We start from the raw sequence: 13,426 nt of genomic DNA on the forward strand, positions 1-13,426 counted from the left end.
TAACAAATTCCACGTTTCACTTTATGATGTACCCTTAAAAAATTGAATGGATCAATAACATGACTGCTATTGCAAATGACCTCGTGGTTTCTTTCCACTACACATTGACTAACGCAGAGGGTGAAACTCTCGACAAATCTCAAGGTGAACCACTTGCCTATTTGCATGGTGCAGGTAATATCATCCCTGGTTTAGAAAAAGCGTTAGAAGGTAAAACAGTAGGTGAAAAATTTACTGTAAACGTACCTGCAGCTGAAGGTTATGGCGAATACAACCCAGACTTAGTACAAGAAGTTCCTGCACAAATGTTCCAAGGTGTAGACAACATCCAAGCAGGCATGCAATTCCAAGCGCAAACTGATGATGGCGTTCAAATCGTAACTGTAAAAGCAGTTGAAGGCGACAACGTAATTGTTGATGCAAACTTCCCACTTGCTGGTCAAGATTTAACGTTTGAAGTTGAAATCATTGAAATCCGTGAAGCTTCTCAAGAAGAATTAGATCACGGTCACGTACACGGTGCGGGTGGTCATCACCACTAAGATCAGTATTGATCGAAGCAAAAGGCAAAGTATTTTTACTTTGCCTTTTTTGTTTGTCATTCTAAAATTCAGGATAAGCACATGACTGAAAGATCCTTTCAGGCAGACTATTGCGGAAAGATCATTATAGGAAAAATCAACACAGCACATTGTTGTTTTATTGGTCAAATAAATCCTTCACATTTAAGACAATTTTACCCAGTCATGCTTATAATGAAGTCACCTTTCTAGCGCTCACATCAAGCATTCTTCCCATGCAAAACTATAATTTAGTTTGGTTCCGACAAGATTTAAGAATTTCAGATCACACCGCACTTTGGCATGCTAGCCAAGTAGGAGCTTGTATTGGCGTAGTGATTCTTTCGCCTCAGCAATATCGTTTACATCACGATGCGCCCATTAAAATTGACTTTTACTTGCGTCAATTAAATGCACTAAAAGACGAACTCGCACAACTCAATATCCCACTGATTGTTCAAATTACACCATCTTGGGCTGACATTGCACAAACACTGCTCCAACTATGCCAAACATTAAAAGACTCACATCCGATTCAAAATATTTATGCCAATATTGAATTAGGAGTGAATGAGCTAAAACGTGATCTTGAAGTTCAACAAACCTTGAACCAACACGGTCAGGATTTGGTTTTGTACCATGACCGCACGCTTTTTCCTGTGGGTACGGTGCGCAATCAGAGCATGAAACCGTATCAGGTATTCAGCGCATTTAAAAAGTATGCCTATCAACAGTTGAATGTCAGTATTCCGCGTTGCTTTCCTCTGCCGCAACCACAACTACCCATCCAACTTCCTAAACAATATCTCTCTACAGTGCCAAGTTTAGAACACTTAGGTTTCGACCCGCTTCCAACGGCACAACAAAACTTATGGGCAGTCACGGAACAACATGCACATCACTTGTTGGATGATTTTACACGTGAAAAAATGCACGATTATCAGCAACAGCGTGATTTTCCTGCGTTGTCTGGTACCAGCCAATTATCTGCGTATTTAAACTGTGGCATTCTCTCCATTCGGCAATGTCTGGCTGCGGTTTTTGCTCATTCACAAGGGCATTTTCATCTCGAAAATGTAGGACAACAAACTTGGTTAGATGAATTACTTTGGCGTGAGTTTTATCAACATATTTTGTTTGATTATTCCAAAGTTTCCAAGCACCGTCCTTTTAAAGATCAGACCACACAAGTGGCGTGGCGCAATGATTCTGCTGGTTTAGCAGCATGGCAGCAAGGAAAAACAGGCATCCCCATTGTGGATGCAGGTATGCAGCAACTTTTACAAAAGGGCTGGATGCATAATCGAGTCAGAATGATTTGCGCGATGTTTCTGTGTAAAAACTTATTGATTGACTGGCGCTTGGGCGAACAGTGGTTTATGCAACATTTAATTGATGGTGATTTGGCTGCCAATAACGGTGGCTGGCAATGGTGTGCCTCAACTGGTACAGATGCAGTGCCCTATTTTCGGATTTTCAACCCAGTAAGCCAATCACAAAAGTTTGACCCCAATGGTGATTATATTCGCACATGGCTACCTGAGCTGGCACATTTAGATGCCAAAAACATTCATGAACCGTATGTGAAAAATCCAAACCTAAAACTGGATTATCCTCATCCAATTGTAGATTTAAAGCTCAGCCGTTTACGTGCCATTGAAGCCTTTAAACAGCTTTAAGAGTACAAACAGGAGATTGGTCAGTCTCGCCCCCATCTGCCATAGGTTAGCATGATGGGAGATTCAACGATTAAACCGACAGTTAGGCGGCTTGCTCGTCACGTTTAAAGACCAATTCGCCTTTTAAAGAACTGTCTGCATCGAAATAATAACCTTCACTATTGAATGCTTTTAAGTCTTCTGCGCGTTCTAATTTATTCTCGATGATAAAACGTGCCATCAAACCACGGGCTTTTTTGGCATAAAAACTGATGACTTTATATTTACCATTTTTCTGATCTAAAAATACAGGTTTAATAATTTCAGCCTGAATTTTTGCTTCCTGCACCGACTTATAATATTCATCGGAAGCTAGATTCACCAATAATGCCGACTGGTTATGTTTTAAATCTTGGTTAATTAAATTGGTGATGATATCGCCCCAGAAACGATACAAATTTTCACCGCGCGCATTATGCAACTTAGTGCCCATTTCCAAACGATACGGCATCATTAAATCCAATGGACGCAATAAGCCATATAAGCCAGAAAGCATACGCAGGTGTTGTTGAGCAAACTCAATATCTGCAGCAGACAAACTATAAGCATCTAAGCCTGTGTACACATCACCTTTAAAAGCAAACATGGCCTGACGCGCATTGGCAAGATCAAATTCTGCTTGCCAGTCACGAAAACGCTCGACATTTAAAGTGGCAATTTTTTCACTCACACTCATTAAACTGGCAATTTCTGTAGCAGAAAGTTTACGTGCTACATCAATTAACTCTTGTGAATGTTGAAGTAATCTAGGTTGAGTATATTCATCGCTTGGTAATGCAGTTTCATAATCTAAAGTCTTGGCTGGAGAAATTAAAGCGAGCATAAACCACCTAAATAAAAAATACTGCGCTCACTATAGCAGCAGCTTTCAACAAACTCCAATGCGTGTTTTTGTTTAACCCTATCGGAAAAACACGTTGCGTTGTATTGCTAGAAGATGATCTCTTAGATCAATCCAACGTGGAGGCTGAGGTGCTTTTATTTCAGTGTCTGCTTTAAAAAAACATTGATTCACTCTGATCAGTTGAGCTTATTTTTTTTATAGTACTTGCAACATTTCTCTAGGCAATAAAAAACCCACTTAACTCTCCCAAATTAAGCGGGTTAAATAAAAATTATTTTGTTGTATTGTTCTTGCTGCTTAATATACGGTTGCGATGTGTCATTTAGATGACATTTCAATTAAAAAATGAATAGGATCTGTTGACATTTGCTGTATAAAAAAATAGCGAGATAGTAAAATTCAATCGCCAAACCAAATTCACTACTCGCTATACCTCGTACAATGTTGAATGATCAACACTGGTCTAAGTTAAAAGCTATTCTCGCAATTTTAATATTTATCTCAAATCAAATTTGAGAAATTTTTTTGAGGCAATCCTATATCGTATTAGAACAGGATGCCCTTCGAGAGATTTACCCGAGGTTTTTGGTAATCCAAACTCAATTTTTAAAAAGTAAAATCGCTGGTCTAATAAAGATAAGATAATGAAAATATTTAAAATATTCTCAGAGAACGCTGATCGTGAATGGATATTTATTGATGCTACTCATGTTAGAGCACACCAACATTCAGCAGAAATCCCTAATCAGGATATTTCAAAAAGTGTTGGGGGTAATAGTTCTAAAATTCACTTAGCTATTGACTCTCACGGTAACCCGATCGAATTTATTATTTCAGATGGAACCACCCATGATGTCAAAGTTGCCCCTATTTTAGTCGAACAATTAGATTTAACTGACACTGAAATAGTCTGTATGGATAAAGGCTATGATTCTGAAATATTAAGAGAGCAGATTAAAAATTAAAGTGCTAAAGCGAATATACCGAAGAAATCAAACACGAAATCAAGTAATGATCATATGGACTGGTATTTATATAAAATCAGACACTTAGTTGAGAATGCTTTTTGCCGTTTGTAGCAATTCCGAGGAATTGCTACACGGTTTGATAAACTAAAGCGAAACTTTCGAAGCGCAGTTGCCTTAGCTTGTATTTATCTGTGGCTGCCTTTATGAAATGTCAACAGACCCTATTTTTAATTTAAAAATCAAGTATAAATTTTAAACATCCAACGTCTTTGCAGCTTGGTTTAACCTTTCCATTCAAACTCACTAAAAGATTGGTCTTCTTTCAGAGTATTTTCTACCGCTTGCGCCAATTGATTTAATAAACTTTGCTCGGTAATTCGTTCTAGCCAGTCTTGTTCCTCATTTGGGTATGAAGTAATTTCACAAACAAGATGCCCATCTTCACCACGGCTTTGACAGTTTACTGCCAAAGGCAGCGCATGTTGATCTACACTTACAGCGACTTGTGCACCACTCTGCGGCAACGTTTGAAAGCCATAATGAGATAAGTTTTGTGAAAGTAAATTCGCCACATAATTCTGTGCCAGAGTGCAATCTTGTAACTCTTGTTTATTTTCACAATTCGCCATAAATTTTAATTTGCGCATGCTCGAACCCAAAGGCTTTTTTCTTGTATGGGTTTAGCATAAGCAATAAAACGCAAACAGCCAAGCAAAAGCTTGGCTGTTTCAGCATAAAGTCTAGGCTTTGCGACTCTTCATCGCAGCCCCTATCGTTTTGGCTTATTCTGTCACTTGAATATTCAGACCTGCCACACCTGCAAGCTCAGTAAAGGTAGGGAAACTTGTTGCTACTGTTTCTGTACCTACAATTTTAATTTCACCAGAAGTACGCAAGCCTGCCATAGAGAAACTCATGGCGATACGATGGTCATGATGTGATTCAATCTCGCCGCCTGTAAATATCGCTGACCAGTCGCCTGCTTTGCCTTTACCCTGAATGATGATGCCATCGTCAGTTGGTGTGCAGTCAATGCCCATGGTTTTTAAACCATCTGCCATCACTTGAATACGGTCTGATTCTTTTACGCGCAATTCTGCAGCACCTGTCAGTACAGTTTGACCTTCAGCACAAGCTGCAGCAATGAACAATGCAGGAAATTCATCAATTGCCAATGGCACTTGATCTTCAGGAACATGAATCCCTTTTAAAGTACGTGAACCACGAATACGAATATCTGCAATTGGTTCACCGCCTGCAATACGTTCATTTTCCACGCTCAGGTCTGCACCCATTTGTTTCAGAATTTCAATCACACCTGTACGGGTTGGGTTAATGCCCACCGCTTCTAAGGTTACATCTGAATTTTCTGTAATGGCTGCACCCACCATGAAGAATGCCGCAGATGAAATATCAGAAGGTACTTGAATATCTGTACCCACCAATTTACCGCCGCCTTGCAATGAAATACGGTTACCTTCAGTTTTCACTTCATAACCAAATGCTCGTAACATACGTTCGGTATGGTCACGCGTTGGTTCAGGCTCAGTCACTGAAGTTTCACCTTCTGCCCAAAGCCCTGCCAATAAAATACCAGATTTCACCTGTGCAGATGCCATTGGCAAATCATAGTGAATACCTTTCAGCGCTTGCGCACCTGTAATCGATACTGGCGGTGTGCCACGTTCACCCGTCGTTTGAATTTGTGCACCCATTTCACGCAATGGTTTAGCAATACGTTCCATTGGACGCTTGGTCAGTGACGCATCACCTGTCATAACAGAATCAAACTGCTGTGCAGACAACATGCCTGCCAACAAACGCATAGATGTGCCTGAGTTACCCATATAAATTGGGCCTGCAGGTGCTTTTAAACCTTGCATACCTACGCCATAAATGGTGACCTCACCATTTTTAGGGCCTTCAATGCTCACACCCATATCACGAAATGCTTGCAAAGTCGCCAATGCATCTTCACCTTCAAGGAAACCTGTCACATGCGTAGTGCCTTCGGCAATTGCACCAAACATAATTGAACGATGTGACACAGATTTGTCACCCGGTACGGTAAATTTACCTTGGAAAGTCTTAGCACCTGGCAAAATCGTAAATTGTTGTGTCACGTTATTGTTCTCCATAAAAGGTTTCTTGGCGAGCATATGATTAAAATGCTGTCGTGCCGCTTGTGCATGTCCAAGCAAGCCCATTAAAGCATGCGAGTCTTCTTGTTCAATCAGTTGGCGAATAATCGCGAGTTGACTTTCAAAGCCATCCACCGCTTTTAACAATGCAGTTTTATTGGCCAAGAAAATGTCATGCCACATTTGTGGATCGCTGGCAGCAATACGTGAGAAGTCACGAAAGCCACCTGCAGCATAGCGGAAAATGTCTAAATTATCTTCCCGATTTGCCAATTGTTCGACCAAATTAAAGGCCATTAAATGTGGAAGATGACTGGTATACGCCAATACCTCATCATGTTTTTCCACATCCATGCAAATTACTTCGGCTTTGGCGCTTTCCCACATTTGAATCAGTTTATTGACTGCCCACGGCGCACTGCTTGGCAATGGTGTCAAAATGACTTTGTGATTGGCAAATAAATCAACCTTGCCTGCATGCACGCCTGTATGCTCTGCCCCAGCAATTGGATGCCCGGGTACAAAACCTGCAGGTAAATGTTCTCCAAAAACCGCTTTGGCTGCAGCCACGACACTGCCTTTGGTGCTGCCTACATCGGTCAGAATTACATTATCTGCCAAATGTGGCTGAATTAATCGCAAGACTTTTTCTGTAGCTTGCACAGGTAGCGCCAACACCACTAAATCTGCGCCTTGTACCGCATCTACAGGATTGTTAAAGCCTTGTTCAATTAATCCTAATTCCAAAGCATCTTGCAGCGTTTTTTCAGAACGGGTCGATGCCACAATATGCCGACTTAAGTTTTCTGCCAGCATTACACGTGCCAAACTCGAGCCTATTAGCCCGAGTCCGATAAATGCAACTTTTTCAAACAATGGTTGCGCCATGTTTTATGCCTTCGCTTCCTTGCCCAATACTTTGGCTAATGCACGCAGGAACTTGGCATTTTCTGCTTCTGTGCCAATTGAAACACGTAAATGGGTCGTAATACCCACAGGACGTACAATTACACCTTCTTTCAATAAGGCATTAAAAGTTTGACCCGGATCGGCTTCTACATCTACCAAAATAAAGTTAGCACGTGAAGGCACATAATTCAGACCCAATGCTTTAAAGCCTGCTTCCAATTGCGCCATGCCTGCTTTGTTGGTAATACGTGATTTTTCGATAAAATCTTCGTCTTTTAATGCCGCAACCGCAGCCACCATTGCCAAGTGATTGACGTTAAATGGTTGACGAATACGGTTTAAATAATCGGTCACTTCTGCAGAAGCTAAAGCAAAACCAACGCGCAGCGCCGCCAAACCATAGCACTTAGATAAAGTACGGCTCACGATTAAGTTTGGATATTGCTCAAGGAATTTAAGGCTATTGAAGTTCTCTGGAAAATATTCCACATAGGCTTCATCTAATACCACAATCACCCGTGCAGGAACTTTTTGCATAAAGGCTTCAAATTCAGCCTCTTCAAACCATGTGCCTGTTGGGTTATTTGGGTTGGCAATAAAGATTAACTTGGTGTTGTCTTGAATTGCTGCCGCCATAGCATCCAAGTCATGTGAAAAACCTTTGGCAGGCACTTCAATCGCTTGAGCATTAATCGCTTGCGTCACCAAAGCATATACTGCAAAGGCGTGTTGGCTATACAACACTGAATCTTGATCTGAAACGAATGCGCGAGCAAACATTTCTAGCAAATCGTTTGAACCATTGCCCAAAGTAATACGGTCATGCGCAAAGCCAAATTGTTTTTGAATTTGGTCTTTTAAAATAAAACCACCACCATCTGGATAGCGACCAATTTCAGCAATTTCTGCTGCAACGGCTTCTTTGACTTTGTCTGAACAGCCCAATGGGTTTTCATTTGAAGCAAGTTTGACGATATCTGTAATCCCCAACTCACGCTCAAGTTCACTGATTGGTTTACCTGGTTGATAAGGCTTTAACTTCGAGATGCCTTCATTGGCTGGGACAAACGACATTTTACACTTCCAGTTGACTAGGTGGTGAATGTGGCGCGCATGACAAACATGCACACCACTGAATTAAATACGATTACAACACGGCAGCAGGATAAGAACCCAAGACACGAATTTCTTTCACCAATGGACGGATTTCTTCAATCGCTGCACGGACATTGTCTTGCTCGACATGCCCTTCTAGGTCAATGAAGAATACATAGGCCCATTTTTCAGGCAAGGCAGGACGTGTTTCAATACTGGTCAAGCTAATATTATGCTTCGCAAATGGCGCAAGAATCTCAAGCAACGCCCCTGCGCGGTCATGTGCAGACACCAACAATGAAGTTTTGTCATTGCCACTAGGTGGAACTTTCTCACGACCAATCACCAAGAAACGTGTGGTATTTTCTGGGTTATCTTCAATATTGCTATGTAAAATTTCAAGTTCGTAAATATTGGCCGCAATTTCAGAAGCAATTGCAGCAGAATGCCATTCATTACGAATACGGCGTGCTGCTTCTGCATTGGAGCTGAGTGCTACACGCTCTACACCCGGATAATGTACATCTAACCATTTACGGCATTGTGCCAAAGTTTGCTGATGCGCATAAATTTGTTTAATGCTGTCTTTACGAGTGTTTTCTGACACAAGGAATTGGTGATGAATACGCAATTCCACTTCACCAATCACATTTAATGGCGATGATTTAAAGCAATCTAAAGTATGGTTCACCACACCTTCAGATGAGTTTTCGACAGGTACTAAACCATAGTGTGCACTGCCTGCTTCCACTTCACGGAAAACTTCATCAATAGTAGGCAAAGGACGCACAATCGCATCTTGACCAAAATGTTTAAGTACTGCGGAATGCGTATAAGTACCAATTGGCCCTAAAAACGCAATACTTTGTGGCGCTTCAAGTGCCAAACATGCCGACATAATTTCACGGAATAAACGTGCCATGGTCACATCAGACAACGGCCCTTCGTTGCGTTCCATAACATTACGTAAAACTTGCGCTTCACGTTCAGGACGGTAAAACAACGGGCTCTCTTCTGCTGCAAATTTTGCTTTCGCCACCGCTTCAGCAAGTCGTGCTCGACGGTTAATCAGCTGCTGAATCTGTTGATCTACAGAGTCAATATCTTCACGGATTTTAGCGAGATCAAGAGAAGTCGTTGTGTTCTGATCGTCTTGGATCATTGTTATGTCGCCCTTCATAAACATTTTGCAAATAGTATAACAATAGTTAGCTTTCAAATGTTGCGCAATACAACTTTCAGTGTTTCAGATTTAAAAACATACAGTTGATCAAAGCATCACCAATCTATACATTTAAGCCGCAACTTTGCACAACGTACCGCTTAAAACTGGGCAACTATGCTTTTCTTTTTTGCATCTCTAATTCTAAGCGGTGTAATTTTATTTTTAAGTGTAATTATCAATCAGCTCATTGCTTTTAAGTCTGATCAAATTCATAAAAAAAGAGCCAGCACTGGGCTGACTCTGGAGATGATCCTTGATCTTTATTCAATTGGGCTTTTAGGCATTGTTTTAACGCCCCAATAAACCACGCGCGACAATTTCTTTCATAATTTCATTGGTTCCACCGTAAATTCGCTGGATTCGCGCATCGACAAAGAAACGAGAAATCGGGTATTCCGTCATATAGCCATAACCGCCAAACAGTTGCAGCAATTGATCGGCAATTTTCATTTGCATATCTGTCGCAAAGCTTTTTAAAGCGGCTGCAGTTTCGACGTCCAGTTTGCCCTGCATATACAATTCGACGTTTTGATTATAAAAAGCAGCGGTTGCCAATTCATCAATTTTAGCCTGTGCCAAAACAAAACGGGTATTCTGGAACTGACCAATGGCTTGTCCAAACGCCTGACGCTCTTGCACATATTGTGTGGTCACATCAATTGAACCTCGAATAGCACCCAATGCAGTAGCTGCAATCGCAGTACGTTCACGTGGCAATTCTTGCATTAAATAGGCAAAACCATGCCCTGCCTGTCCTAACAATTGATTTTTCGGCACTTTGACATTGTCAAAGAATAGCTCTGACGTGTCTTGTGAATGCAAACCAATTTTTTCCAAATTGGTGCCTTTTTTAAAGCCTTCTAAATGAGTATCGACCAACATGAGCGACACGCCTTTGGCACGTGCTTGCGGATCTGTTTTTACTGCCAAAACCACTAAGTCTGCATGCTGACCGTTAGAAATAAAGGTTTTAGAACCATTCAGTACATAATGATCATCTTGCAAAATGGCGTTGGTACGCATGGCTTGTAAGTCTGAACCCGCACCTGGCTCGGTCATGCCAATTGCACCAACCACTTCACCCGACACCATTTTAGGCAGCCAGTATTGTTTTTGTTCTTCTGTACCAATATGCAAAATGTACGGCGCAGCGATTTCAGAGTGACAGGAAATACCTGTAGAGAGTGCGCTATAACCTGCACGTGCCGACTCTTCGACCAACATTAGGGAATAATGCGTTGGAACACCATAGCCGCCATATTCTTCAGGCACATCAATACATAAAAAGCCATTTTCACCTAACAGATTCCACACGCTGCGCGGCATGATGCCCTCACGTTCCCACGCAGCATAATGCGGTGCAATATGCTCCTGCATAAAACGTCGAAAGTTATCTCTAAATAATTCTAAATCAGCATCATAAGCCAGCATATCCAATCCTTTATTTTTCAATTGTTGTTTTCAATAGTATCCATGCTATGCATTTTTATACAGGCTGTCATGTGTTATCCCTACAGATTGTCTTACTTTACAGTCAAACTTTAGTCGTCATTTCAGATATGCAATGAAACTTGTGGCAGCTCGTACAAGCTGAAGCTGTGAATAGTGCTGCAAACTGTTGCCGAAGTTTATACACTAGTATACTAACTAAAGATGTGTGTGAACTCGCTTATGCCAAATACAAACCCCAATAAAAGAAATATTTATAAAGATGCAGAACATCCATTCGCACAATTTATTCGAATTATTGGCAAAGGCAAAACAGGCGCACGTTCACTGACCTATGACGAGGCCTATCAAGCTTTTTCTATGATTTTGCGCAATGAAGTGTTGGATGTGCAATTGGGTGCTTTTTTAATGTTGCTGCGTGTGAAGGAAGAATCTGTAGAGGAGTTGGCAGGTTTTGTACAAGCTACCCGTGATCAACTGCAATTTAAACCGCTTCAGGTCGATTTAGACTGGTCATCTTATGCAGGTAAACGCAGACATTATCCGTGGTTTTTATTGGCAGCGCTGACTTTAGCAAAACATGGCTATAAAGTGGTGATGCATGGTGCTTCTGGGCATACCATCAACCGTTTATATACCGAACAAGCACTGCAATATTTAGATTATCCAATTTGCCAAAATGACCTAGACGTTGAGCAACAATTAGCGCAGCGTAATTTTGCTTATTTACCTTTAGATGTTATTTCACCGATTTTGAGTGAGTTGATTAATTTACGCAATGTGATGGGTTTACGTTCTCCTATTCATACCCTTGCCCGTTTAATCAATCCTTTTAATGCCAAAGCCACCATGCAGGCGATTTTTCACCCTGCCTATCGCAGTTCACATCAACAAGCCGCATTTCAGCTGGGTTATCAAAACAGTGCAGTGATTAAAGGCGAAGGTGGCGAGTTTGAACGCAACCCCGATGCCAAAACTTTAATTTGTGGCATCAAAAATGGCGCTTTATATGAACACGAACTGCCTAAACTGACCGATAACCGCAGCCCTATAGAAGAAGAACTGGATTTGGCAGTATTTAAAGCCGTCTGGCTAGATCAGCAAACTCATGAGTATGGTGAAGTCGCCATTACCGAAACCATAGGTATCGCTTTATATACCATGGGCGTTTGTGATGATTATGCTGTAGCGATGCAAAACGCACAGCAGCTTTGGCAAAATCGTCACAACTAAAACGTCATTGAAAATACAAAAAAAGACACCCATCTCAGGTGTCTTTTTTATCTTTCAATTTTTCTGAAAGCTTTCTTACATCATTTAAACAAAACGAATCGGTTTAAATTCTTCATGCTTGTGATGATCGTCATCACACTGCTCGCCTTCTTCTTTAGTGCCACGGTCAATATAGCCACTACGCTCAGTTTCAGGCAGGTTTTTCATTTCCCACGCATACACTGCTTGCATACAAATTTGACGTTGCTCTTGGGTCAGCGCAACACCATTAGGCCACTTGCCAATTTCAATTGCCGTTTTTAAACGTCCAACAATTTCAGGATCGAGTACGGCAAGCATTTGTTCAATATTCATCATTCATCCTGCTGTTGCATTGATTCAAAATCTTGATTCCACCCTAACTTGGTTCGACAAGCCATATAGAAGTCATAACCTGGTGGATGTAATAAATTTAATTTATAAGGATGTTTGCGGATATGCAAACTATCTCCGACATTTAATGAAACACTATGTTGACCGTCAGCACTAACCATCGGCAACACACGGTTTTCACGAATATTGATTTTAATTTCGCTGTGTCCACCCACCACAATTGGGCGTGAAGACAAGGTATGTGGATGCATAGGCACCAATGCAATTGCATCCATGCTCGGATGTACAATTGGGCCACCACCCGACAAAGCATAAGCCGTTGAACCTGTTGGGGTCGAAACGATTAAACCATCACTGTGCTGACGATAGACATATTGCCCATCAATATTCAGTTCAAAGTCAATCATGTGAACCGACTTACCCGAATGTAGCACCACATCATTTAAGGCAATCGCTTCATAAATGATTTCACCTTTAGAGCGCACTTCCATTTCCAATAAAAAACGACGGTCTGACTGAAAATGTCCTTGCAAAACCTGATCGAGTTTAAAGATTACTTCTGTCGGTTTAATATCGGTTAAAAAGCCTAAACGCCCACGGTTCACACCAATTACAGGGGTATTGTATTTAACCAAAGCGCGCGCTGCGTGCAGCAATGAACCATCCCCCCCCACCACAATCACCAAATCGACCACTTCGCCTAATAAAGCACGGCTGACTGTTTGGGTGTTGTTATAAGGTACAAGTTGAGCAGTGTCAGAATCAAAAACGGGATGCAAACCCAATCCTAAAATATGGTCGTGAATCAGACATAATGTTTCTACGACAGAATATTTGTCTGGACGGCCAATCAGTCCAATGTTCCGAAAGTTCTTATGTGAAATTTGCACCTGCGATATCGCTCCGCTACGA

11 protein-coding genes and 1 pseudogene are annotated in these 13,426 nt (G+C 41.3%); 4 read left to right on the top strand and 8 right to left on the bottom strand.

Annotated features, from left to right (window positions below; genetic code table 11):
* The first annotated feature begins 59 nt into the window (after positions 1–59).
* Positions 60–542 carry a peptidylprolyl isomerase gene (gene slyD, locus J4G44_RS10175; protein ID WP_096901865.1) on the top strand — a complete coding sequence of 161 codons (483 nt, stop codon included), beginning with the start codon at positions 60–62 and terminating at the stop codon, positions 540–542.
* Positions 543–796: 254 nt separating this feature from the next.
* Positions 797–2,239: a cryptochrome/photolyase family protein gene (locus tag J4G44_RS10180; protein ID WP_207973601.1), complete on the top strand. Its 1,443-nt coding sequence runs from the start codon at positions 797–799 to the stop codon at positions 2,237–2,239.
* An 82-nt stretch (positions 2,240–2,321) separates the two neighbouring features.
* Here the strand turns inward: J4G44_RS10180 and yaaA are convergent, their stop codons facing one another.
* Positions 2,322–3,101 carry a peroxide stress protein YaaA gene (gene yaaA, locus J4G44_RS10185; protein WP_179991061.1) on the bottom strand — a complete coding sequence of 260 codons (780 nt, stop codon included), beginning with the start codon at positions 3,099–3,101 and terminating at the stop codon, positions 2,322–2,324.
* 450 nt (positions 3,102–3,551) lie between these two features.
* Between yaaA and J4G44_RS10190 the strand changes: the two are divergent.
* Positions 3,552–4,297, top strand: a pseudogene (locus tag J4G44_RS10190) (IS5 family transposase).
* Positions 4,298–4,371: 74 nt separating this feature from the next.
* On the opposite strand, the gene J4G44_RS10195 reads toward J4G44_RS10190, so the two are convergent.
* The 5 genes from J4G44_RS10195 to J4G44_RS10215 all read right to left on the bottom strand — a co-directional run bounded on the left by J4G44_RS10195 (position 4,372) and on the right by J4G44_RS10215 (position 10,891).
* Positions 4,372–4,737 (bottom strand): hypothetical protein, encoded by a 366-nt coding sequence (locus J4G44_RS10195; RefSeq protein ID WP_004972981.1) that lies wholly within the window; start codon positions 4,735–4,737, stop codon positions 4,372–4,374.
* A 135-nt stretch (positions 4,738–4,872) separates the two neighbouring features.
* On the bottom strand, positions 4,873–7,119 hold the full coding sequence (locus tag J4G44_RS10200; RefSeq protein WP_154320591.1) for a bifunctional prephenate dehydrogenase/3-phosphoshikimate 1-carboxyvinyltransferase: 2,247 nt from the start codon (positions 7,117–7,119) through the stop codon (positions 4,873–4,875).
* Between the two features lie 3 nt (positions 7,120–7,122).
* Positions 7,123–8,214 carry a histidinol-phosphate transaminase gene (hisC, locus tag J4G44_RS10205; RefSeq protein ID WP_180064771.1) on the bottom strand — a complete coding sequence of 364 codons (1,092 nt, stop codon included), beginning with the start codon at positions 8,212–8,214 and terminating at the stop codon, positions 7,123–7,125.
* Positions 8,215–8,287: 73 nt separating this feature from the next.
* Complete coding sequence (gene pheA, locus J4G44_RS10210; RefSeq protein ID WP_004972976.1) at positions 8,288–9,397, bottom strand: prephenate dehydratase; 1,110 nt, start codon at positions 9,395–9,397, stop codon at positions 8,288–8,290.
* Between the two features lie 351 nt (positions 9,398–9,748).
* Positions 9,749–10,891 carry an acyl-CoA dehydrogenase family protein gene (locus tag J4G44_RS10215; RefSeq protein ID WP_096901859.1) on the bottom strand — a complete coding sequence of 381 codons (1,143 nt, stop codon included), beginning with the start codon at positions 10,889–10,891 and terminating at the stop codon, positions 9,749–9,751.
* A 240-nt stretch (positions 10,892–11,131) separates the two neighbouring features.
* Between J4G44_RS10215 and J4G44_RS10220 the strand changes: the two genes are divergently transcribed.
* A complete protein-coding gene (locus tag J4G44_RS10220; RefSeq protein WP_180060925.1) occupies positions 11,132–12,142 on the top strand; it encodes a glycosyl transferase family protein in 1,011 nt (336 codons plus the stop codon).
* Positions 12,143–12,226: 84 nt separating this feature from the next.
* On the opposite strand, the gene J4G44_RS10225 is transcribed toward J4G44_RS10220, so the two are convergent.
* Both J4G44_RS10225 and J4G44_RS10230 read right to left on the bottom strand, forming a co-directional pair.
* Entirely contained in the window at positions 12,227–12,496 is a 270-nt protein-coding gene (locus tag J4G44_RS10225) for a YeaC family protein (protein ID WP_004972971.1), read from the bottom strand.
* Positions 12,496–13,413 (bottom strand): NAD(+) kinase, encoded by a 918-nt coding sequence (locus J4G44_RS10230; RefSeq protein WP_207973958.1) that lies wholly within the window; start codon positions 13,411–13,413, stop codon positions 12,496–12,498. Before J4G44_RS10230 ends, J4G44_RS10225 begins: the two co-directional genes overlap by 1 nt.
* Positions 13,414–13,426: the final 13 nt, after the last annotated feature.

The sequence above is a fragment of the Acinetobacter towneri genome (genome assembly GCF_017498585.1).
Lineage (GTDB): Bacteria > Pseudomonadota > Gammaproteobacteria > Pseudomonadales > Moraxellaceae > Acinetobacter > Acinetobacter towneri.